The sequence below is a fragment of the Rhodopseudomonas palustris genome, assembly GCF_003031265.1.
Taxonomy (GTDB): domain Bacteria; phylum Pseudomonadota; class Alphaproteobacteria; order Rhizobiales; family Xanthobacteraceae; genus Rhodopseudomonas; species Rhodopseudomonas palustris_H.
Genome location: NZ_CP019966.1, coordinates 4,529,860 through 4,551,684, shown reverse-complemented (window position 1 = coordinate 4,551,684; position 21,825 = coordinate 4,529,860). Strand labels below are relative to the sequence as shown.

General features: G+C 65.4%; 23 protein-coding genes. 14 read left to right on the top strand and 9 right to left on the bottom strand.

Annotation, left to right across the window (positions count from 1 at the left end; translation table 11 throughout):
• Positions 1-65: 65 nt before the first annotated feature.
• A complete protein-coding gene (locus tag RPPS3_RS21100) occupies positions 66-935 on the bottom strand; it encodes an amidohydrolase family protein (RefSeq protein WP_107345801.1) in 870 nt (289 codons plus the stop codon).
• A gap of 309 nt (positions 936-1,244) precedes the next feature.
• On the opposite strand from RPPS3_RS21100, the gene ykgO reads away from it, so the two are divergent.
• From ykgO to RPPS3_RS21085, 3 genes are all read left to right on the top strand, one after another.
• Positions 1,245-1,370 (top strand): type B 50S ribosomal protein L36, encoded by a 126-nt coding sequence (gene ykgO / locus RPPS3_RS21095; protein ID WP_011159732.1) that lies wholly within the window; start codon positions 1,245-1,247, stop codon positions 1,368-1,370.
• Between the two features lie 95 nt (positions 1,371-1,465).
• Positions 1,466-2,128: a tetratricopeptide repeat protein gene (locus tag RPPS3_RS21090; protein ID WP_107345800.1), complete on the top strand. Its 663-nt coding sequence runs from the start codon at positions 1,466-1,468 to the stop codon at positions 2,126-2,128.
• A 122-nt stretch (positions 2,129-2,250) separates the two neighbouring features.
• Positions 2,251-2,679: an OsmC family protein gene (locus RPPS3_RS21085; protein ID WP_107345799.1), complete on the top strand. Its 429-nt coding sequence runs from the start codon at positions 2,251-2,253 to the stop codon at positions 2,677-2,679.
• 155 nt (positions 2,680-2,834) lie between these two features.
• Here the strand turns inward: RPPS3_RS21085 and pyk are convergent, their stop codons facing one another.
• Together pyk and RPPS3_RS21075 are read right to left on the bottom strand one after the other, a co-directional pair.
• Complete coding sequence (gene pyk / locus RPPS3_RS21080; RefSeq protein WP_107345798.1) at positions 2,835-4,268, bottom strand: pyruvate kinase; 1,434 nt, start codon at positions 4,266-4,268, stop codon at positions 2,835-2,837.
• Positions 4,265-4,849, bottom strand: a complete 585-nt coding sequence (locus RPPS3_RS21075) for a DUF1036 domain-containing protein (RefSeq protein WP_107345797.1) — start codon at positions 4,847-4,849, stop codon at positions 4,265-4,267. Before RPPS3_RS21075 ends, pyk begins: the two co-directional genes overlap by 4 nt.
• 190 nt (positions 4,850-5,039) lie before the next feature.
• Between RPPS3_RS21075 and RPPS3_RS21070 the strand changes: the two genes are divergently transcribed.
• Both RPPS3_RS21070 and RPPS3_RS21065 read left to right on the top strand, forming a co-directional pair.
• Positions 5,040-5,339 (top strand): DUF1244 domain-containing protein, encoded by a 300-nt coding sequence (locus RPPS3_RS21070; protein ID WP_107345796.1) that lies wholly within the window; start codon positions 5,040-5,042, stop codon positions 5,337-5,339.
• 186 nt (positions 5,340-5,525) lie between these two features.
• On the top strand, positions 5,526-5,798 hold the full coding sequence (locus tag RPPS3_RS21065; RefSeq protein WP_012497443.1) for a DUF2312 domain-containing protein: 273 nt from the start codon (positions 5,526-5,528) through the stop codon (positions 5,796-5,798).
• A gap of 128 nt (positions 5,799-5,926) precedes the next feature.
• On the opposite strand, the gene RPPS3_RS21060 is transcribed toward RPPS3_RS21065, so the two are convergent.
• The 4 genes from RPPS3_RS21060 to RPPS3_RS21045 form a co-directional block, all read right to left on the bottom strand.
• Positions 5,927-7,549 (bottom strand): DUF882 domain-containing protein, encoded by a 1,623-nt coding sequence (locus RPPS3_RS21060; protein ID WP_107345795.1) that lies wholly within the window; start codon positions 7,547-7,549, stop codon positions 5,927-5,929.
• A 321-nt stretch (positions 7,550-7,870) separates the two neighbouring features.
• Complete coding sequence (locus RPPS3_RS21055; protein ID WP_107345794.1) at positions 7,871-10,066, bottom strand: L,D-transpeptidase family protein; 2,196 nt, start codon at positions 10,064-10,066, stop codon at positions 7,871-7,873.
• Between the two features lie 352 nt (positions 10,067-10,418).
• Positions 10,419-11,906 (bottom strand): sigma-54-dependent transcriptional regulator, encoded by a 1,488-nt coding sequence (locus RPPS3_RS21050; RefSeq protein ID WP_107345793.1) that lies wholly within the window; start codon positions 11,904-11,906, stop codon positions 10,419-10,421.
• A gap of 95 nt (positions 11,907-12,001) precedes the next feature.
• Positions 12,002-12,637, bottom strand: a complete 636-nt coding sequence (locus RPPS3_RS21045; protein ID WP_107346716.1) for a TerC family protein — start codon at positions 12,635-12,637, stop codon at positions 12,002-12,004.
• Between the two features lie 366 nt (positions 12,638-13,003).
• Between RPPS3_RS21045 and RPPS3_RS21040 the strand changes: the two genes are divergently transcribed.
• From RPPS3_RS21040 to RPPS3_RS21010, 7 genes are all read left to right on the top strand, one after another.
• Entirely contained in the window at positions 13,004-14,920 is a 1,917-nt protein-coding gene (locus RPPS3_RS21040) for a M3 family oligoendopeptidase (protein ID WP_107345792.1), read from the top strand.
• Positions 14,921-15,050: 130 nt separating this feature from the next.
• Positions 15,051-15,275, top strand: coding sequence for an AbrB/MazE/SpoVT family DNA-binding domain-containing protein (locus RPPS3_RS21035; protein WP_107345791.1), 225 nt, complete (start codon positions 15,051-15,053; stop codon positions 15,273-15,275).
• 10 nt (positions 15,276-15,285) lie between these two features.
• Positions 15,286-15,678: a type II toxin-antitoxin system death-on-curing family toxin gene (locus RPPS3_RS21030; RefSeq protein ID WP_107345790.1), complete on the top strand. Its 393-nt coding sequence runs from the start codon at positions 15,286-15,288 to the stop codon at positions 15,676-15,678.
• 286 nt (positions 15,679-15,964) lie between these two features.
• Positions 15,965-16,117 carry an aa3-type cytochrome c oxidase subunit IV gene (locus RPPS3_RS21025; protein WP_011159718.1) on the top strand — a complete coding sequence of 51 codons (153 nt, stop codon included), beginning with the start codon at positions 15,965-15,967 and terminating at the stop codon, positions 16,115-16,117.
• Between the two features lie 195 nt (positions 16,118-16,312).
• The gene (locus RPPS3_RS21020) at positions 16,313-17,440 is read left to right on the top strand and encodes a Re/Si-specific NAD(P)(+) transhydrogenase subunit alpha (RefSeq protein WP_107345789.1); all 1,128 of its coding nucleotides are present in this window, start codon (positions 16,313-16,315) and stop codon (positions 17,438-17,440) included.
• A gap of 25 nt (positions 17,441-17,465) precedes the next feature.
• Positions 17,466-17,789, top strand: coding sequence for a proton-translocating transhydrogenase family protein (locus RPPS3_RS21015; protein ID WP_022722381.1), 324 nt, complete (start codon positions 17,466-17,468; stop codon positions 17,787-17,789).
• 13 nt (positions 17,790-17,802) lie between these two features.
• Entirely contained in the window at positions 17,803-19,206 is a 1,404-nt protein-coding gene (locus tag RPPS3_RS21010) for an NAD(P)(+) transhydrogenase (Re/Si-specific) subunit beta (RefSeq protein WP_107345788.1), read from the top strand.
• 183 nt (positions 19,207-19,389) lie between these two features.
• Here RPPS3_RS21010 and RPPS3_RS21005 read toward each other — a convergent pair whose 3' ends face one another.
• A complete protein-coding gene (locus tag RPPS3_RS21005; protein WP_107346715.1) occupies positions 19,390-19,764 on the bottom strand; it encodes a VOC family protein in 375 nt (124 codons plus the stop codon).
• Positions 19,765-19,968: 204 nt separating this feature from the next.
• On the opposite strand from RPPS3_RS21005, the gene RPPS3_RS21000 reads away from it, so the two are divergent.
• On the top strand, positions 19,969-20,256 hold the full coding sequence (locus tag RPPS3_RS21000) for a cupin domain-containing protein (RefSeq protein ID WP_011159713.1): 288 nt from the start codon (positions 19,969-19,971) through the stop codon (positions 20,254-20,256).
• A gap of 149 nt (positions 20,257-20,405) precedes the next feature.
• Positions 20,406-21,284, top strand: coding sequence for a hypothetical protein (locus RPPS3_RS20995; RefSeq protein ID WP_107345787.1), 879 nt, complete (start codon positions 20,406-20,408; stop codon positions 21,282-21,284).
• Positions 21,285-21,457: 173 nt separating this feature from the next.
• On the opposite strand, the gene rpsU is transcribed toward RPPS3_RS20995, so the two are convergent.
• Positions 21,458-21,721: a 30S ribosomal protein S21 gene (gene rpsU, locus RPPS3_RS20990; protein ID WP_013504042.1), complete on the bottom strand. Its 264-nt coding sequence runs from the start codon at positions 21,719-21,721 to the stop codon at positions 21,458-21,460.
• Between the last annotated feature and the right edge of the window lie 104 nt (positions 21,722-21,825).

Below are 21,825 nucleotides of genomic sequence, written 5' to 3'. Positions count from 1 at the left end.
CCAGAGGCCGACAGCTGGCGCTGCCGGATTGCTTCGCTTCGCGTGCAAGGACGATATCGTTGGGTCTAGATCCCCAGCAGCTTACGGGCGTTCTGCTTCAGCACCTTCGGGCGGATCTCGTCGCGGATCTCGAGCTTGGCGAAGTCCGACAGCCAGCGGTCCGGGGTGATCACCGGCCAGTCCGAGCCGAACAGCATCTTGTCCTGCAGAATCGAGTTGATGTAGCGCACCAGGATCGGCGGGAAGTACTTCGGCGACCAGCCCGACAGGTCGATATAGACGTTGGGCTTGTGGGTCGCGACCGACAGTGCCTCCTCCTGCCAGGGGAAGGAGGGGTGCGCCAGGATGATCTTCATGTCCGGAAAGTCGGCGGCGACGTCGTCCATATACATCGGGTTGGAGTACTTCAGCCGCATTCCCATGCCGCCCGGCATGCCGGAGCCGACACCGGTCTGGCCGGTGTGGAACAGCGCGATGGCGCCGCCTTCCTGGATCGCTTCGTACAGCGGATAGGCCAGCCGGTCGTTCGGGTAGAAGCCCTGCATGGTTGGGTGGAATTTGAAGCCCTTGATGCCGTAGTCGGCGATCAGCCGCCGGGCTTCGCGCACGCCGAGCTTGCCCTTGTGCGGATCGATCGAGGCGAATGGAATCAGCACGTCGGAATTTTGCCGCGTAATCTCGATCATCTCGTCGTTGTTGTAGCGGCGGAAGCCGGTCTCACGTTCGGCGTCGACCGGGAAGATCACCGCGGCGATCTTCTTGGCGCGATAATACGCGGCGGTCTGCGGGACCGTCGGCGGGTGCTTGTTCGGCGAGCCGAAATATTCGGCCATCCGCGCCTGGAAGTCGTCGTAGCCGTCGTCGCCGTGGCAGCCGCACGGCTCCTCGGCGTGGGTGTGGATGTCGATGGCGACGAGATCGTCGGGATTCAGCATCGGGCGTTTCCTTCGGGCATTTCTCGCCTTCTTGCGGCGAAGAATTGATTATGGTGTATAATTATTTTGCGGAGCTGTGAAGCGGCCCAAACCGTCGGCGTCCGGCGAATTTTGCGCCTTACCTTGGTGTGGCCGCCGGCCCAGCGCTGGTTTTCCGCAATGGCCTGCCGGTTCCGGCGGTGGATCGATTGACAGGTCGGGAGTCGCTGGATAGATACAGCACCGACCCGGGCGGGCTTCCGCCGGCGGGCTGTTATCGTTTTGTATTCGGCCAATTGTCACGGCCTTTCAAACAGTCAGGATAGACCCATGAAGGTCCGTAACTCGCTGAAGTCGCTGCTCACCCGCCACCGCGAAAACCGCCTGGTGCGCCGTAAGGGCCGGCTCTACGTCATCAACAAGACCCAGCGTCGGTTCAAGGCCCGCCAGGGCTGATTGCGCTGGGCCGCTCGCGGCCCGCGCCTCGATCTCACGCCGCTGTGACGCGCGCGCTGCTTTGCAGCGCGCTTTGTCGTGTCTAGACTGTCGCAATGGCGTTCGCCCCTCGACATTTTCGGTTCGGCCTCTGCGCCTTGGCGCTTGCGACTTTGGCGCTGGGTATGCCTGAGGGCGCGCGAGCCCAGGCCCCCGACGGACCCAAGCATCCGCTGGAGAAGCCGCTCGCGCAGCCGCCGGCACCGCCGGAGAAGCTGCCGCGGGTGCCGACCGACCGCACCAAGGGCCTCGACTTCCTGTTCGGTGCCCTGAAGGCTGCGCCCGATGAGGCCAGCGCCAAACACGTCGAAGGGCGAATCTGGGCGCTGTGGAGCCAGACCACCAGCGACACCACTGCGCTGCTGATGGCGCGCTCGAAGGTGGCGATGGATGCCAAGCAGTTCGACGTCGCGTTGAAGCTGCTCGACGCCGTGGTCAAGCTGAGGCCGGATTACGTCGAAGGCTGGAACCGGCGCGCGACGATTTACTATTTGCAGAACGACTACATGCACTCGCTCGAAGACATCGAGCAGGTGCTGGCACGTGAGCCGCGGCATTTCGGTGCGCTCGCCGGCCTCGGCATGATCATGCAGGAACTCGGCGACGACAAACGGGCGCTCGATGCGTTCCGCAGGGCGCTCGCGCTCAATCCGCATCTCGACAAGGTGCCCGACCTCGTCAAGACGCTGTCGGAGAAGGTCGAGGGCCGCGACATCTGACGCGCTTCTGCGTCGTCGTGCTTTGAATCCGGCCGAACCACCCCACATCCAAGGTCCACTCAACCGTCGCTGCACGGACGATGTGCCGCGCGGTCGATTCGACATCAGCACGGGAGATCCCAATGAGCACGACATCCGGTTCGGCGAAATGGCAGGGCGGTATCAAGGACGGCAAGGGCGCGATCTCGACCAAGAGCGGCGCGCTGTCCGAATATCCCTACGGCTTCGCCAGCCGGTTCGAAGGCAAGCCCGGCTCCAACCCTGAGGAACTGATCGGCGCCGCCCACGCCGCCTGCTTCACCATGGCGCTGTCGCTGATCCTCGGCGAAGCCAAGCTCACCGCCGAGCAGATGGAAACCAAGGCGGACGTCACGTTGGAGAAGCAGGGCGACGGCTTTGCCATCACCGCGATCCATCTGACGCTCACCGCCAAGATCCCCGGCGCCGACGACGCCACCTTCCAGGACTGCGCCGCCAAGGCCAAAGCCGGGTGTCCGGTCTCGAAGCTGCTCAACACCAAGATCACGCTGGATGCAAAGCTGGTGAGCTGAGCTCTTCTTCAGTCATTCCGGGGCGCAGGCGAAGCCTGCGAACCCGGAATCCAGAGGTTGTTAGGCTTGAGGTCAGGACATCTCGGGATTCCGGGTTCGCCGCTGCGCGGCGCCCCGGAATGACGATCGGTTCGATTCTAATCGCAGAGCCTCAGTCACATCTCCGCGTCGCTCGGTCCGACATAGGCAATGCGGACCATGTTGGTGGCGCCCGGAGTGCCGAGCGGGACGCCGGCGACGATGATGACGCGCTGGCCGGACTTGGCGAAGCCGTCGCGGAACGCGATGCGGCCGGCGCGCTCGACCATGTCGTCCTGATCCTTGGCGTCTTCGGCGACGACGCAATGCACGCCCCACACCGCCGACAGCTTGCGCCCGGTGCTGATGCTCGGGGTGATCGCCACCACCGGCACCTTCGGCCGCTCGCGTGCGACCCGTAGCGCGGTTGAGCCCGACGAAGTCCAACAGATGATCGCCGACAGGTCGAGAGTTTCGGCGATCTGCCGTGCTGCGCCGGCGATGGCATCGCCGGCGGTCGCTTCCGGATCGGGGCGCTGCGCCGTCACCACCGTGCGATAGGTGACGTCGCGCTCAACTTCTTCGCCGATGCGGTTCATCGTCGACACCGCTTCGACCGGATATTTGCCGGCGGCGGATTCGGCCGACAGCATGATCGCGTCGGCGCCTTCATACACCGCGGTGGCGACGTCGGAGACTTCCGCTCGGGTCGGCACCGGGCTGGAGATCATCGATTCCAGCATCTGGGTCGCGACCACCACCGGCTTGCCGGCGCGCCGTGCCATGCGGGTCATTTGCTTTTGCAGGCTCGGCACCCGCTCGAGCGGCATCTCGACGCCGAGGTCGCCGCGCGCCACCATCAGCGCGTCGGAGACGTCGAGAATGTCCTGCAGCCGGTCGATCGCCTGCGGCTTCTCGATCTTGGCCATCACGGCGGCGCGGCCGCGGATCATCCGCTTGGCTTCGACGACGTCTTCGGCGCGCTGCACGAAGCTCAGCGCCACCCAGTCGATGCCTGTCTCGCACGCCGCCTCGAGGTCGGCGCGGTCCTTGTTGGTCATCGCCGACATCGGCAGATCGGTGTCGGGCAGGCTGACGCCCTTGCGGTCGCTCATCTTGCCGCCGATCACCACGCGGGTCACCGCGCGATCGCCAACCGTCTCTTCGCAGATCAAGCGCACCTTGCCGTCGTCGAGCAGCAGTGCGTCACCGACCTTGAGGGCCGCCAGGATCTCCGGATGCGGCAGATACACCCGCGTTTCGTCGCCCGGCTCCTTGATCGAGTCGAGGACGAAGTTCGAGCCGTTGTTGAGCTGGATCGGCCCGTTGGCGAACGAGCCGAGGCGCAGCTTCGGCCCCTGCAGATCGACCAGGATGCCGATCGGGCGGCCATAGCTGCTCTCGACGTTACGGATGGTCTTCACCAGCTCCCGCATCTTGTCGTGCGGGGTGTGGCTCATGTTGATCCGGAACACGTCGGCGCCGGCCTCGAACAGCTTGCGGATCATCGTGCTGTCGGAAGAGGCGGGGCCGAGCGTGGCGAGGATCTTGATCCGGCGCAGGCGTCTCATGGCTTGGTCCCGGCCTCGCCTGGATTGCCAGGCGTGGCGGGGGCGGTGCGGCCCGGCGACGGAGGAATGCCCGGCAAGCCGGTCCCCGGCGCCCCGGGCATTCCCGGCAGCTTCTGCATGTTCTGTTCGTTACTTTCAGTCAATTGCACGGTCCAGGCCCGTTGCTCGCCGGTGTCGACCTCGAAGAAGCCGGTGCGGTCGAAGCCGCGCGCCAGGCAGTTCTCGGTCCCCTTGATGGTGAATTCCTTGTCGCGCGAGCACATGAAGGCCTGGCCCGACCACTCGCCGCCGCGGTCGTAATCGAGCGCGTAGATGTAGTAGTAGCGCGCCACCAGAGCGCCGCGGAGCAGCGTCTCGCAGCTTCGCGACGACACGTTCCACCAGCCCTCGGTGGTCCAGCCGTCGACGTCCTTGTAGCCCAGCGCGATTCCCACCCGGCTCGAGGTGTTGTTGCACAGCCGGAAGTCGGCGGCGGCCGGAGCGCTGCCGCACAGCAGCGCGCCGAAGGCCAGCGCCGCCGTCACGGCGGCCGCGGGCCGGGCCCAGATATGCCGGAAGGGGAGGGAATCTGTGATGATCATGCAGCCAAGCTATACCAATTTGCTGATGATTTCGCGTGACAGGGGCGGCCTGTCAACGGCGGCGCCGCCGCGGGCGGTCTGCCGGCAGCGCGCTCGCCGCGCGGCGGAGTCGGCTGTACCCCCTAGATGTGGCAAAATCTCAGCCCGTCCCCATCTGGGGAAGACCGCAAGCCCGAGCAAAGGTGACCGCATGGACGACAGCACCCGGACCGAATTGGAAGCGGCGGCGTTTCGCCGTCTGGTGGCGCATCTGCGCGAACGCACCGACGTCCAGAACATCGACCTGATGAATCTCGCCGGGTTCTGTCGCAACTGTCTGTCGAACTGGCTGAAGGACGCCGCAGATGCGCAGGGCGTGGCACTGAGCCGGGAGGAGAGCCGCGAGGCGGTCTACGGTATGCCGTACGAAGCCTGGAAGGCGAAGTATCAGAGCGTTGCCACGCCGGACCAGGTCGAAGCGTTCAAGAAATCTCACCCGCACAGTCACTGACGCGGCGCCGTCACGCCGCGCATCAAGGCGCAATTTCGGCGCCGGCGATTTCCGCTGTGGGTCGCTGTGGATGGGCGTGATGCCCCTTGACGGGAGGCGCCGCGGCGAAGAGTGTCCGGCGCAGATGCGGCGCGCGAGGCGACCGCCCCGCCGCTTTTTCCAATCATTATCTGCCAGGAGTGCACGATGGCCACCTCCGCTGCCGCCGTCCAAGAGGATCCCGCGACCAATTTCGCCAAGGACCAGCTTCGGGCGATCATCGAGCGGATCGAACGTCTCGAGGAAGAGAAGAAGACGATCTCCGACGACATCCGCGACGTCTATGCGGAGGCCAAGGGCAACGGCTTCGACGTCAAGGCGCTGCGCACCATCGTCCGCATGCGCAAGCAGGACGCCAACGAACGCGCCGAGCAGGAGACGATCCTGGAAACCTACATGCAGGCGCTCGGGATGCTCTGAGACCGTTTGGGTCTGTTGCCGCTGCCGGATCGGCCCGCAATGGCTGCCGATCTGGTGAGGCGCCGAAAACAAAAGTGCCCGGGACCAGCCCGGGCACTTTTTTTTCAAATCAGATGCTGCCGCAGAGGTCAGCGGGACGCGTCGCCCGGAAATGCCGTGGTGGTCAGCGTCGCCACCGCCGAGCCGCTGAAAGCGTCGGCGTAGAGGCCGGGCTGCGGATCGTCGGCGAAGCTGGTGGCCAGTGTCGCCTCGGGCTTGGCCAGATAGCCGCTCAGCAACGTCATGTCGGGATCGCCGATCACGGTGGCAGCGGTGTGCATCGCCCGCGGCATCAGGATCATGGCGCGAATCCAGACGTCGTTGTCGCGGCTGCCGGCGGCGGCGAGCCGTGCCGAGGTTGCGATCACCGTCTTGCCCTGACCAGACGACTTGCCGATCACACTGTCGACCTTGCCCGATACCGCGGCGTGCCGCTGCAGCGATGCGCGCGTCGGCGGCAGCGGGGCGCTTGCGGTGACGACATGCGGATGGCGGGTCTGGGCGTGCTGGGAGGAATTGTCCTGGGCCATCGGCGCGTAGGCTAGCGCATTCATCGCGGCGGCCTGTTCTGATTTGTCGGCGGCGGCCAGTGCCTGGCGGGCGCTGATGGCGGCGACCTGGGCCGGGCTCGCCTGCTTCGGCGCCACCGGAATGTCGTCCCAGAACCCGCGGGCGTTGATGATGTCGGCCGGGCTCTGCGGCTTGGCGTCGGCGGTCTTCGATTCTGCCGTCTTCGGCTCCGCAGTCTTGGCCTCTGCCTTCGCAGCTTGGGCCGGGCGCGGCGCCGGCAATACGACGTTGCCGGCGGAGGCGAGCTGGATGGCGCCGGCGGGCTTGGCGCGCGGCATCGGCACCGGATCGCTGGAGCCGACGTCGGCCGGCTTGACGCCGGCCGCAGCCGCAACCGCATCGGCAGCCGCAACCTTGATGTCGGCCATCGGCTTGGCACCGGACGGTGCCGCTGTCGCGGCGGCTTCGTCCTCGTCGTCACGCGACTTGCCGCCGAACAGCGCGGCGAGGAAGTTGCTCTTGGCCGGGGCCACGGTGCTCCCGTCGCGGCGCTTCTCGATGTCCGCCAGCGCCAGCTCGTAGCCACGCAGCGGCTTGCCGTTGGACGGGATGTGGACGGTGCGGCCGTCCGGGAACACGCGGGCAAGCTGGTCGGGGGTCATCCGCGGCCAGTGCCGGATACCGCCGGTATCGAGATGAACGAAAGGCGAGCCGGAAGTCGGATAGAACCCGACGCCGCCGCGCTGCAGCCGCAGGCCGGCGAACCGGATCTGCTCCAGCGCCACGCCCGGGATGAAGAAGTCCATCGCGTGGCCCTGCATGTGCTGGCTGTGGCGCGCCACACCCGAGGAGCGGCGGCGCAGCATGGCGTTGGTGGCAGGGGAGCGGTACGCGGAGATGATCTGGATCGGCTGTTTGGCGTCGACGTCCCGGTACACTTCCCACAGAATGTCGAACAGTTGGCGGTCCATCACGGTCTGTTCCTGGGACCGCCAGTCGCGCAGGAAATGATTGAGCTGCTTCAGCGCGTCTTCGTCGTAACGGCCGCTGCGCTTGAAGGTGACCGTGAGGCTTTCGCCCGAATGGGTGTGGTGGAACGACAGGGTCCGGCTGTCGCCGACCGCTGATGCGTCGTGGACCGAGCCGGCGCCCGCCAGCAGCAATGCCGTCGTCAGTACGGCGCCGTAACCGGCCCTGGGCATCGACAGTGATTTGAGACGGCGCGAAAGTGCAGCCAGCACGAAAACAGCCCCACCAATGGTCGACCAACAAACCCTGCCCGCGAACCCCAAGTCAGCGTGGCAGGGCGACGTGCCGTTACCGAAGTTAGCGATCCGGAAACGGCGTCCGTGACCCCAAGTCGATCATCAACCTTAACCCTCTGACTATGGCGAAATCGAGCCCGGTGCCGCAATCTAGATGGAGGATGGTTAATGTGAGTTAACAAACAAGGGCCCGCCTCGCGGCGAGCCCTTGATAACATTCAACTACTTTTCGCGTCCGAAGGGGGACGCGGTTACTGATCAGCGGGCGTAAACCCGGCGCTGATTGCGCTGAGCCGGCTGCTGCTGACGCGGCTGCGGGCCGCCGAACAGGTTCTCCAGGAACGAGAACGGGCTCGACGAGGCTCCCGACGAGCCGGTGTAGTCGCCGGCGACACTGACGCCGTCGGGCAGCCGGGTCGGGCGGGTGTAGTTCGGCTGGGCGTGGGCCACCACGGCTTCGAGGTTCTTGCCCTTGTCGTTCTTGAGCAGCGCCAGCATCGTCGCGTCGCGGCCGTAGACGTCCTTGCGGAGCTGCAGCTTGCCGGCGTCGTCAACGAACGCGGTTTGATAGGTGATGTTGACCGGGATCGGGGTCGGGAACTTCAGATCGACCTCGCTGCGGCCGTACATCGCCCGGACCTTGGCCGGGGTGTAGTCCTTCTCCGGCATCGCGATGTTCAGCAGCGTCGACGCATACACGTCCGGGTTCTGCACCCGCATGCAGCCGTGGCTGAACGCGCGCTCTTCGCGGGCGAACAGGTTCTTGTCAGGGGTGTCGTGCTGATACACCAGGAACTTGTTCGGGAAGTTGAAGCGGATGCGGCCGAGGGCGTTGGCTTCGCCCGGCGGCTGCGAAATATGGATCGAGCCGTCGCGATTACGCTCGAGCTTCAGACCCATGCGGTCGAGCACGGTCGGATCCTGCTGCAACGCCGGCAGATACTCGTTGTAGATGATCGACGGCGGCACGTTCCAGGTCGGGTTGACGGTGATGTACTTCATCGTCTCCGTCAGCAGCGGGGTGGCGTGCTTGCCCGGCTTGCCGGTGACGACGCGAGTCGTCCACACTTCGGCGCCGTGCTGCATCACCTTCAGCGTGTAGTCCGGAATGTTGAGGATCACATAGGCATCGCCGAGCGACGGCGCGCCGAGATCGCGCGGCAGCCAGCGCCAGCGCTCCATGTTGACGATGATGGTGTCGATGGTGCGGTCGCGCTTCGGCGTGTTCAGCGCCTTCACGGTGCGCTCGTCGAGCACGCCGGTCGCCTTGAGGTCGGCGTGGTCCTGGAATTTCCGCACCGCCGCCGCAACCGTCGCGTCGTAGGTGGTGCTCTCTGGGTTTTCGCTGACGCCGAGGCGGGCGCGCAGCTGCGGCACGCGCGGATCGTCCATCTTCACTTCGGCGCGCTTCTTGCGGGCCGGCTGATAGCGCAGCGTCTCGCCGTCGGCGATCTTGATCACCGGCTTGTCGCCTTCGCCGCGCAGCTCGGCGAGCTTCTTCTTCAGCTCGCGATACAGCTTGTGCGGCGGGTTGTAACTGTCGAGCGCCGTGGACGCATCGGCCGCGGTGGTGACCTTCGCCAGCACCTGGGCCGGATCGATCGGGTGTTCCGGATACTGGATGTCGGCCGACACCTGCGACCAGTGCATCCGGCCGCTTTGCGCCTGACGCGCATAGTCCATCATGCTCTCGGTGAGCCGCAGCTCGGCTTCGGCGAGCGCCTCGGGCGAGGTCGCGGCGCTAAAGCTCGGCACCGGATAGTCCTCCGGATCGAGGCCGTCGGCGGCGGCGTCCTTCAGACGCGCGATCACCCCCTTGGCCTGTGCGGTCAGCGCGCCGGCCTTGGTCCACACCGGCGCGTAGTCGCGGGTCTCGTAGAACTTCTCGACCGCGCTGCGCTCGGCCTTGCGATCGAAGTAGCGCGACGCGCTCTTGGCGATCAGATCGCGAAGCTGGTCGGCCACCGGCTGGTCGGCCGACGCAACCGTGCTGGCGGGCTTCTGCGGTTCGGCCGGCTTGGTGGTCGTTGCCTGATCGGTCGCCGGCGCGGCGGGAACGGCGGCAGGAGCGGTGGCGGTTGCCGCCGGAGCTTCCGTCTTGGGCTCGGCTGCGGGCGCAGTTGCCGCGGTGTCTTTGCTCGGCTCGGGCGCAGCCGGCGCCGGGGTGGCGGCAATGTCCTTGGCGGGTTCGACAGGTGCCGGAGCGGCAGCAATGTCGGGCTTGGCGGTGGCGTCGGGTTTGGCGGCAGGGGTTTCGGGCTTGAAGTCACCGACCGAGGGCGGCGGCAGATCGACCGGGCTTGGCACCGGCACGGCGGCATCGATCGCGAGATCCGCGGGCGACCGCGTCGGCGATTGCGCCAGGACGGAGGTCGCCGACACGGTGAGGAAGGTCGCCGCGACGGCCATCAGCACGCCTTCGAAACCGCGGCGTCCAGTCGAGTGATCTCGCATTCGTCTACCCCTTGGGAAAGCTGCCCGGCCGGCAGTTCGTGACTTGCAGTTTGGTTCTCGAGTGTCAGGGCACCCGCTCGTGGATCGGCACGCGGCCGATCTCACGTCTCAGTCGGAGGATACACAGGCCCGGTTCGAGCGGCCAGCATCGGCCGGGCAGACTCACGACAAACTGACCCCAGTTGCAGTTGGCTAGGGCGGTCAGTGGCTTGTGCCACGGGCCGCCCTGGTTGTCTGTCACTATCGCGCCACGGTTCAAAAGGTTCCGCGAATCAGCGATCCGCAGGCCGCCATGCGACAGCCACATTCGGTCCTGAGGCCCCGAAAACTTACAGGGCGCGGGTAGTCCTCGTTATCGCGCCTCGGCCTGCGCGGCGCGCTCGGCTTCGATCTCGTCGAGTTTGCGATACAGCGTCGAGCGGCCGATCTTCAGCCGCCGCGCCACTTCGGACATCTGGCCGCGATAATGCGAGATCGCGAACCGGATGATCTCGCGTTCCATTTCGTCGAGCGGACGCACTTCGTCGTCCGCGGTCAGCATCGACAGATTGCCGACGCTCGGCAGCGGCGCGATCGGCACTTCGCTTGCGGCGACAAATTGCGGCTCGCTGCGTTCGATCACCAGCGGCTCGCCGGTTGTATCTTCTGCCGGCACGACCGATGGGGCGATCGCCAGCGGGAAGTCGGCGAGGCCAAGCTGATCGCCGTCGCTCATCACCACGGCGCGGTACACCGCGTTTTCGAGCTGGCGGATGTTGCCGGGCCAGTCGAGCTGCGCCAGCCGCGCCATCGCTTCGCCGGTGATGCCACCGATGCTGCGCTTCTCTTCGGCGCAGAACCGCATCAGGAAATGCCGCAGCAGCGGTGGAATGTCTTCGCGGCGGGTGCGCAGTGGCGGGATCGTCAGCGGCAGCACGTGCAGCCGATAGAACAGATCCTCCCGGAACTGGCCCGCCTTCACCCGGTCGAGCAACCGGCGGTTGGTGGCCGAGATGATGCGGACATCGACTTTGACCGGCCGGCGCCCGCCGACCGCTTCGACCGCGCCTTCCTGCAGCGCGCGCAGCAGCTTGACCTGCGCCGTCAGCGGCAGCTCGCTGACCTCGTCGAGAAACAGCGTGCCGCCAGAGGCCTCGACGAACTTGCCGTCGTGGCGCTCGGTCGCGCCGGTGAATGCACCTTTCTCGTGGCCGAACAGAATCGACTCGACGAGATTGTCGGGGATCGCGCCGCAGTTCACCGCGACGAACGGCTTGGCGCGGCGGTCGCTGGAACCGTGGATGGCGCGCGCGAACAGCTCCTTGCCGACGCCGGATTCGCCTTCGATCAGCACCGGGATCGCAGAGCCTGCAGCCTTTTCGGCGGCGCGCAGCACCGGCGCCATCGCCTCGCTGCGCGTGATGATATCTGAGAACGTCAGCCGGCCTTCGCGGGCATGGCGGATGCGCTGCAGCTCACCCTTCATCGCGCTGGCATTCAGCGCATTGCGCAGAGACACCTGCAGACGCTCGATGCCGACCGGCTTGACGACGAAGTCGTGCGCGCCGGCACGCATCGCCGACACCACATTGTCGATGCCGCCGTGTGCGGTCTGCACGATCACCGGCACGTCGAGTCCGCTGGCGCGAATCTTCGACAGCACGCCGAGTCCATCGAGTCCGGGCATCACCAGATCGAGCACCACGGCGTCGATTGCCGGTGCATCGGGCGCGGTCAGGGCTTCTACCGCAGCGTCGCCGCTATCGACCGAAATCGCCTCATAGCCGCACTTCTGCACCATGTTCTCGACCAGCCGACGCTGTACTGCATCGTCGTCGGCGATCAGAATACGCTCAACCATTACTCGCTACTGCCTCAACCCGAACTGTCCCGAATTGGTGCAGGATTGCGACGAATGCGTTAACGCTTGGTGAAAATGCAGATGGTTATCCGCTGTTATCCGAAGGCGTGCGGCCAGATCTCGAGCGCGCCGCGATAGATCATGTCGCCTGCCACATAGAGAATGATGGCGAGGCCGATATAGGCGATCCAACGGTGCTTATGCAGCAGCCGTGCGATGAAGCTTGCGGCGAGACCCATCAGCGCGATCGACAGGGCGAGGCCGAACACCAGAATCACCGGATGCTCGCGTGCCGCGCCGGCCACCGCCAGGACGTTGTCGAGCGACATCGAGACGTCGGCCAGCGTGATCTGCCACACCGCCTGCGCCATGGTCTTGGTCGGAGCGCCGGTTGCCGCACCGCCGTCGCCTTCGAGCGCATCGACGTCTTCGGGCGGGTTGCGCAGCTCGCGCCACATCTTCCAGCACACCCACAGCAGCAGCACGCCGCCGGCGAGCAGCAGCCCGATGATTTGCAGAAGCTGCACGGTGACACTGGCGAAGGCGATGCGGAGCGCGGTGGCGACCACGATGCCGATCAGGATCGCCTTACCGCGCTGCTCTTTTGGCAGCCCGGCAGCGGCGAGGCCGATGACGACGGCGTTGTCGCCGGCGAGCACCAGGTCGATCATCACGACCTGGGCGAACGCGGTGAGGCCTTCGGGCGTGAAGATTGCGAGAAAGTCGGTCATCGGGCGCTCCGTGAGCGTCCAGTCCGACATCACAGTTCAGACGAACTGCCAGAGGGGCCCGGTCCAGGACGTGGTGCATGCGGCGCAGTCGAAAGGCTGCGTCAGATCGCTTGCGTCAGCGCCGATACCAGCACCAGACCGCACGATGGTCAATCGCCGCACGGTCAGAGCCGAACTGTTCGGGAACGAACGCTTTGCAGCGGTGTCGTAATCCTGCCGCCAAGCTCGATCAAGGCGGCGAGGGGCTGTTCGAGCCGCGCTGCCTTGTCGCAGGGCGGCTCCCCTTGAAGGAAACTGTGACTTGCGAAGCCGGTGACGGAGCTAGTAGCGTTTCGCAAGGCAAATCGCACGCGATCTGAAAGCACCATGGCGAAATCTGCGACCTCCCGTACCGCAAAGTCCTCTTCCCGCAAGTCCACCCCCGCCAAGCCAGCACCGCGCAAGGCCGCGCCCAGCAAGGCGAAAGCGGCCAAGACCGCGGCCGCGGGACGGAAGACCGCAAGCAAGCCGGCGAAACTGCCCGAGTGGAATCTGACGGATCTGTATCCGGCGATCGACTCGCCGGAGGTCGCCGGCGATCTCGATCGTCTCGATGCCGAATGCGCTTCGTTCGAAGCCGACTTCAAGGGCCGGCTGGCGGAAGAGACCGCGAAGGACGGCGGCGCGCTGTGGCTCGCCGGCGCGGTCAAGCGCTACGAGGCGATCGAGGATTTGGCCGGCCGGCTAGGTTCCTATGCGGGCTTGGTCCACGCCGGCGACAGCGTCGATCCGGTGAAGTCGAAATTCTATGGCGACGTCTCCGAGCGCCTGACTGCCGCTTCGGTGCATCTGCTGTTCTTCACCCTCGAGCTCAATCGCGTCGACGACGCGGTGCTCGAGACCGCAATGCATACGCTGGAGCTCGGCCACTACCGGCCGTGGATCGAGGATCTGCGCAAGGACAAGCCGTATCAGCTCGAAGACCGCATCGAGCAGCTGTTCCATGAAAAGTCGCAGACCGGCTACGGCGCGTTCAACCGTTTGTTCGACCAGACCATCTCGTCGCTGCGCTTCAAGGTTGGCGGCAAGGAACTGGCAATCGAGCCGACACTGAACCTGATGCAGGATCGTGCGCCCGAAAAGCGCAAGGCGGCCGCCGAGGCCTTGGCCAAGACCTTCAAGGCGAATGAGCGCACCTTTGCGCTGATCACCAACACGCTCGCCAAGGACAAGGAAATCTCCGACCGCTGGCGCGGCTTCGAAGATGTGGCCGACAGCCGCCACCTCGCCAACCGGGTCGAACGCGAAGTGGTCGATGCGCTGGTCGCCTCGGTGCGCGCGGCGTATCCGAAGCTGTCGCACCGCTACTACAAGCTCAAGGCCGGTTGGTTCAAAAAGAAGAAGCTGCCCTATTGGGACCGCAACGCGCCGCTGCCGTTCGCCGCGACCGGCACGATCGCCTGGCCGGAAGCCCGCAACATGGTGCTGACCGCCTACAAGGCGTTCTCGCCGGAGATGGCGCAGATCGCCGAGCGGTTCTTCACCGATCGCTGGATCGACGCTCCGGTGCGGCCCGGCAAGGCGCCTGGCGCATTCTCGCATCCGACCACGCCGTCGGCGCATCCCTATGTGCTGATGAACTATCAGGGCAAGCCGCGGGACGTGATGACGCTCGCCCACGAACTCGGCCACGGCGTGCACCAGGTGCTGGCCGCCAAGAACGGCGCGCTGATGGCGCCGACGCCGCTGACACTGGCCGAGACCGCCAGCGTGTTCGGCGAAATGCTGACCTTCCGCCGTCTGCTGACTCAGACCAAGGACCGCAAGCAGCGTCAGGCGCTGCTCGCCGGCAAGGTCGAGGACATGATCAACACCGTGGTCCGGCAGATCGCGTTCTATTCGTTCGAGCGGGCGGTCCACACCGAGCGCCGCAGCGGCGAGTTGACCGCGCAGCGGATCGGCGAGATCTGGCTGTCGGTGCAGGGCGAGAGCCTCGGCCCGGCGATCGAGATCAAGCCGGGCTACGAAAGCTTCTGGATGTACATCCCGCACTTCATCCATTCGCCGTTCTACGTTTACGCCTATGCGTTCGGCGACTGTCTGGTGAACTCGCTGTATGCGGTCTACGAGCACGCCCAGGAAGGCTTCGCCGAGCGCTATCTGGCGATGCTGTCGGCGGGCGGAACCAAGCATTATTCCGAACTGCTCGCCCCGTTCGGCCTCGACGCCAAGAACCCCAGCTTCTGGGACGGCGGCTTGTCGGTGATCGCCGGCATGATCGACGAGCTGGAGGCCATGGGGTAGGGCGACTGGCTGTCGTAAAACATTTGTTGAACGGAACGGCAAGGCGCGTTATACGTTTGTATAACGCGCCTTGTTCGTTGCCGGGCGTGCGAGGCTTAGGCCGGCGCATTCTGGGAAAGATTGGATCGCGATGAAGATCGAAATCAAGAAGATTGGGAATTCCGACGGCTTGTTGCTGCCGAAGGAACTGATGCAGCGCCTCGATCTCAAGCGTGGGCAGGAACTGCACATCACCGAATTGCCCGGCGGCGGATTCCAGGCGTTGCCGTACGACCCCGACTTCGAGCGAACGATGGCAATCGCCGACGAGGTCATGGAGAAGTACAAGGACACGCTGGCTGCCCTCGCCAAATGAGGAGCTTTCGATGGGCGAGCCTGTCGAGCCGAGCTGGATCACCTACGAGCAGGCGATAGCGATGCATGCCAGACAGCTGCGCCGATTTGGCGGCGCGCCGGGGCTGCGCGACGAGGGCATGCTGCGGTCGGCGCTCGAACGTCCCATCAACAAATGGCAGTATGAGCACTGCGATCTGCCGGAGCTTGCCTCCGCCTATGCGTTCGGGCTGGCCAAGAATCACGCCTTCGTTGATGGCAACAAGCGGATCGCCTTCATGGCGATGGTCGTCTTTCTGGCCAAGAACGGCATCGTCTTCGAACCTGCTCCCGCCCATGCGACCATGATCATCCTTGCCCTCGCGGCCGGCGAAGTCAGCGAGGCTAGCCTGACGCGTTGGATCCGGGACAACTGGCCGGCCTGACGTGCGGTCGACGATCGCGTCGTCACTTCGAGCGTGCGATCATCTCGTCATGAGGTCACGACTGATCCGCAGCACGGAATAATCAGTCGCTGCTTGTTGCAATCGCTTCGTAACAGCTTGTTCTAATCGTTTGTTGCGATCACACTGCACAAGCGATCGGTGACGGCGGCCTAGACTTTGGAATGAACCCAAACTGGCTAGGCTAACAATTGCTGCAGTGCCGTTGCCCTCGCAATAAGATTGCGCTAATTGCATCCCCCACTTCTCGAAGATGTCGGAGAGACGAATGGCAGAGCACCACGAGTTTGCCTACACGACTGCCGATGGCAACGACTACGCCGCGCATGAGCAAACCTATGAAGGGTTCATCAAGCTGGTGAAGTACGGCACCGCCGCCGTCATCGTGATCGTCGCCCTCATGGGCATTTTCCTGACTTGATCTGTGCTGGAGTGCGCCGTTACACGCGGCGCTCTCTCGGAGAACGCCCCGGCAAAGTGGAGTCCGGTTTGCCGCCTGGACGTTCTCCAAACAAATAAGTAAGCGCGCATCCCGGTCCCAAAACCGGTCCCACTTTTGCGGGGTGCGCGCATATCTCGCTCGCTCACGCGCGTGCTTCGCGCCGCCGGAGGCTCCATGAAGATTGCTGTTGCCAAAGAACAAGATCCCGCCGAGCCGCGCGTCGCGGCGACGCCCGACACGGTCAAGAAGCTGAAAGCTCTCGGCGCCGAAGTCGCGGTCGAGCCGGGCGCGGGCCTCAAGTCCGGCCTGCCGGATTCCGATTTCACTGCCGCCGGGGCCACCGTATCCGCCGACGCTCTGAAGGACGCCGATGTCGTCTTCAAGGTGAAGCGTCCGGAGGCGTCCGAACTCGCCAGCTATAAGCGCGGTGCGCTGGTGCTGGCGATCATGGACCCGTACGGCAATGACGCTGCGCTGAAGAGCATGGCGGATGCCGGCATCGCCGCCTTCGCGATGGAGCTGATGCCCCGCATCACCCGCGCCCAGGTCATGGACGTGCTGTCGAGCCAGGCCAACCTCGCCGGCTATCGCGCCGTGATCGACGGCGCCGAAACGTTCGGCCGGGCCATGCCAATGATGATGACCGCGGCCGGCACCGTGCCGGCGGCGAAGGTGTTCATCATGGGTGTCGGCGTTGCCGGTCTGCAGGCGATCGCCACCGCGCGCCGTCTCGGCGCCATCGTCACCGCGACCGACGTGCGTCCCGCCACCAAGGAGCAGGTCGAATCGCTGGGCGCCAAGTTCCTCGCCGTCGAAGACGAGGAGTTCAAGAACGCCCAGACCGCCGGCGGCTACGCCAAGGAAATGTCGAAAGAGTATCAGGCCAAGCAGGCCGCTCTGACTGCCGAACACATCAAGAAGCAGGACATCGTCATCACCACCGCGCTGATTCCGGGCCGGCCCGCGCCGCGCCTGGTCACCGCCGAGATGGTGAAGTCGATGAAGCCCGGCTCGGTGCTGGTCGACCTCGCGGTCGAACGCGGCGGCAACGTCGAGGGCGCGGTCCCCGGCCAGATCGTCGAGACCAACGGCGTCAAGATCGTCGGCTACACCAACGTCGCCGGCCGCGTCGCGGCGTCGGCTTCGGCCCTTTATGCGCGCAATCTGCTGAGCTTCTTCGAGACCCTGGTCAACAAGGAGAAGGCGCTGGCGGTGAATTGGGACGACGAACTGGTGAAGGCCACCGCGCTGACGCGCGACGGCGCCGTCGTTCATCCGAACTTCCAGCCCAAGTCGGCGTGAGCGCGACCGCTTAAGGAGAGTTGCTATGGAGCATATGGTTCAAGCGGTCGATCCGTTCGTGTTTCGGCTGTCGATTTTCGTCCTTGCCGTGTTCGTCGGCTACTTCGTGGTGTGGTCGGTGACCCCCGCGCTGCACACGCCGCTGATGTCGGTGACCAACGCGATCTCGTCGGTGATCGTGGTCGGTGCGCTGCTCGCGGTCGGCGTGTCGCTGGTCGGCAGCGACAACGGTCCGCTGTGGGCGCGCGGCTTCGGCTTCGTCGCGCTGATCTTCGCATGTATCAACATCTTCGGCGGCTTCCTTGTCACCCAGCGCATGCTGGCGATGTACAAGAAGAAGCAGAAGTGAGTAGGGGCCGTCGATGAGCGCCAATCTTTCCGCATTTCTGTATCTGATCGCAGGCGTCCTATTCATTCTGGCGCTGCGCGGTCTGTCGTCTCCGGCCACCAGCCGTCAGGGCAACCTGATGGGCATGAGCGGCATGGCGATCGCCATTGCCACCACGCTCGCCGGCCATCCGCCGGCCGATCTGCTCGGCTGGGTGCTGGTGATCGCCGGCATCGCGATCGGCGGCGCCATTGGCGCGGTCATCGCCAAGAAGGTGCCGATGACCTCGATGCCCGAGCTGGTCGCCGCCTTCCACTCGCTGGTCGGTATGGCCGCGGTGCTGGTCGCTGCCGGTGCGTTCTATGCGCCGGGTGCGTTCGACATCGGCGAGCCGGGCAACATCCACGGCCAGAGCCTCGTTGAAATGTCGCTCGGCGTTGCCATCGGCGCGCTGACCTTCACCGGTTCGGTGATCGCGTTCCTCAAGCTGTCGGGCCGCATGAGTGGCGCGCCGATCCTGCTGCCGGCACGGCACGTGGTGAACATCGCGCTCGGCGTCATCATGTTCGCGGCGATCATCTACATGGTGATCACGCAGAGCGAGGTCGCCTTCTGGGTGATCACCGGCGTCGCGCTGCTGCTCGGCATCCTGATCATCGTCCCGATCGGCGGCGCCGACATGCCGGTGGTGATCTCGATGCTCAACTCCTACTCGGGGTGGGCCGCGGCCGGCATCGGCTTCACGCTCGGCAACTCGGCGCTGATCATCACCGGCGCGCTGGTCGGCTCCTCGGGTGCGATTCTGTCCTACATCATGTGTAAGGGCATGAACCGCTCGTTCATCTCGGTCATCCTCGGCGGCTTCGGCGGTGAAACCGCGGCGGCCGGCGGTGGCGGCGGTGAACAGCGCCCGGCCAAGCTCGGCTCGGCCGACGACGCGGCCTTCATCATGAAGAACGCCTCGAAGGTCATCATCGTGCCGGGCTACGGCATGGCGGTGGCTCAGGCTCAGCACGCGCTGCGTGAAATGGCCGACTCGCTGAAGAAGGAAGGCGTCGAGGTGAAGTACGCGATTCATCCGGTCGCCGGCCGTATGCCGGGCCACATGAACGTGCTGCTCGCTGAAGCCAACGTGCCGTACGACGAAGTGTTCGAACTTGAGGACATCAACTCGGAGTTCGCGCAGGCCGACGTCGCGTTCGTGATCGGCGCCAACGACGTCACCAACCCGGCGGCCGAAGAGGATCCGTCCTCGCCGATCTACGGCATGCCGGTGCTGCAGGTGTGGAAGGCTGGCACCGTGATGTTCATCAAGCGGTCGCTCGCCTCCGGTTACGCCGGCATCGACAACCCGCTGTTCTATCGCGACAACACCATGATGCTGCTCGGCGACGCCAAGAAGATGACCGAGAACATCGTCAAGGCGATGGCGCACTAACCGCCGACGCCCTGCCCAAAACGAAACGCCCGGCCGCAAGGCCGGGCGTTTTTGTTTGGGGCCAGACCCACTATCCACGTCATGGCCGGGCTCGTCCCGGCCATCCACGTCTTGCTGCGCGTCGACGCCGAAAGACGTGGATGCCCGGCACAGGGCCGGGCATGACGGAGATTGGTGTAAGCCTCACATCCGGTGCATGACGCAGAGCTTGTTGCCGTCGGGGTCGCGCAGGTAGGCGAGGTACAGCTTCATGTCGCCCATCGCGCGGATGCCGGGCGGGTCTTCGCACGTCGTGCCGCCGGCCGCGACGCCGGCCGCGTGCCAGGCGTCGGCCTCTTCCGGGGACTTCGCCACGAAGCCGATCGTGCCGCCATTGGCGGCAGTCGCCGGTTCGCCATTGATCGGCTTGCTGACCGCGAAGGTGCCGGTCTTGGTGCGGTAGAAGATGCGATGACGATCGACCATCGCCGGCGGCACGCCGAGGGTGCCGAGCAGTTTGTCGTAGAAGTCTTTCGCCGCTTCGAGATTGTTGGTGCCGATCATGACGTGTGAAAACATGGCGTTTCCCGTGTGCTCCTTGGTGTTTTTCACCCTGAGGGTGCCCGCCGACTATACCGATCCGATGCCACCTGGCGATACCGCCCGAGCATCAGCTGCGCCGATTGTACGCATGGCGCTGGGCCTGGATCGCCGGATGTCGGGCAGGGTGATTGGTGGTATCCGTGTCTTAGTTGGCAGCGTTCTGCCCGGAGAAGGGACGTCATGACGGTTGCGGCAAAATCCGAGATTCAGATCGACAACGACGAGGTGCGGGTTACCGAGTGGCGGCTGCCGCCGGGCTCGGCGACCGGTCACCACACCCACGGCATGGACTACGTCGTGGTCCCGATGGCCGACGGCGAGATGACCATCGTGGCGCCGGACGGGACGCGCTCGCTGGCCCAGCTCAAGACCGGCCGCTCCTACGCCCGCAAGGCCGGTGTCCAACACGATGTCCGCAACGAATCCACAGCCGAAATCGTGTTTCTCGAGATTGAGTTGAAAGCTTAACCTCTCGTTAAGCGGCAGGGCCCAGCTTCGCCTCGCGGCCCGCTCGGTGGCGCTCCGAACACCTCGTTCCGATGCCACCGATCGGTCGCAGTTGATCCCTCAATCAGCCTCAAACTTCCAGCATCACACGTGCGGGGAAGAGGCCGGCCATGCTGAAATTCATCACCGAAAAACTGCTCGGGCAGATTCTGCCGTCGGTGGTCGCGACCGTGATCGCCGCCTACGTCGTGAATCAGTACATCGTCGCCAGGCCCGACGCGCCGCCCCCGGCCGCCCCCGCGACACAGCAACTCGATATCACCAAGGCCGCCAAGCCGGCCGAGCCCGTCGCCGTAGCGCTGCCGGCGGAGGCTGCTCGGCCCGAGCCGACCCGGAGCGAGCCGCTCAAGGTCAAGCTCAGCGCCGACAAGATCTCCACTGAGAAGGCCGCGGCCGACAAGCCCGCCGACCGCCCAGTGGGACGGCACCAGATCACCGTGCACGACAACAAGGCGGCGGTCCCGTCCAAGCCGGTCAGCACCGCGTCTGCGACGCCGGAGCCGGTCAAGGTGCCGGAGGAGCGCAGCGAGCCCGCGCGCGATCCCAACGAGCTCGTCAGGGCCGCCGTCGAGCGTCTCCGTGCGTCCGCGCCCGCAGAGGCGCCGCGGGCCACCGAAACGCCGGGACGTGCCCCCGAGCCGCTGAAGGTGCCTGAGCCGCCGCGCGCCCAGGAGCCGCCGCGGCAGCAGGAAGCCGCGCGCGTCATCGCCCCGGCGTTGCCGCCGGCCGTCAACGTCGCGCCGACCAATGTGTCGATTGCGCCCTACGCCAATCCGCCGGCAACCACTGCCTCCGTGCCGGCCAGTAGCCGCCCTGCCGATTCGATCGACCTGCGCGACAGCGATCAGCACCCGCCGACCCCGCCCGCCGATATTCCGGGCGCACGCGCGGATGCGTCCGGCGACGGCAATGCCGCCCGCAAGCCGTCGGTCGCGGAGGATGTGTTGTTCACCGCCAAGTCGGTGATCCACTCGGTCCTGCCGCGGTAGTAACAACCGCGATATCCACAGTCATCAATGCCCGGGCGTCGCCCGGGCATTTTGTTCTGTGGGGCAGGTCGCCGATCGAGCGCCAAGCAGCACCGAAAGAAGCAACAACGAAAAACGCGGGCCCGGGGCCCGCGTTCTTCAAACTCAGTTCGCTTCGTCGCCGAAAGGCGCGATTAGCGCGCCGCCGCGGCCGGACGGCGATCCGCGCCGAAAGCCGGCTTCGGCTTGCTCGGCAGCAGGCCTTCGCGCTGCAGCTTCTTGCGGGCGAGCTTACGGGCGCGGCGTACGGCTTCCGCCTTCTCGCGCGCCTTCTTCTCGGACGGCTTCTCGTAATGTCCGCGCAGCTTCATCTCGCGGAAAATCCCCTCGCGCTGCATCTTCTTCTTCAGCGCCTTGAGGGCTTGATCGACGTTGTTATCGCGAACGAGAACCTGCACGCGGCATCCTCTTCAGAGTGATCGGATCGGAATTTATTGGATTAGGCGGGGCCGACAACGGCCAGGCCCTCCACCTAGAGGGCGCCCATGTACCAGATCGGGCC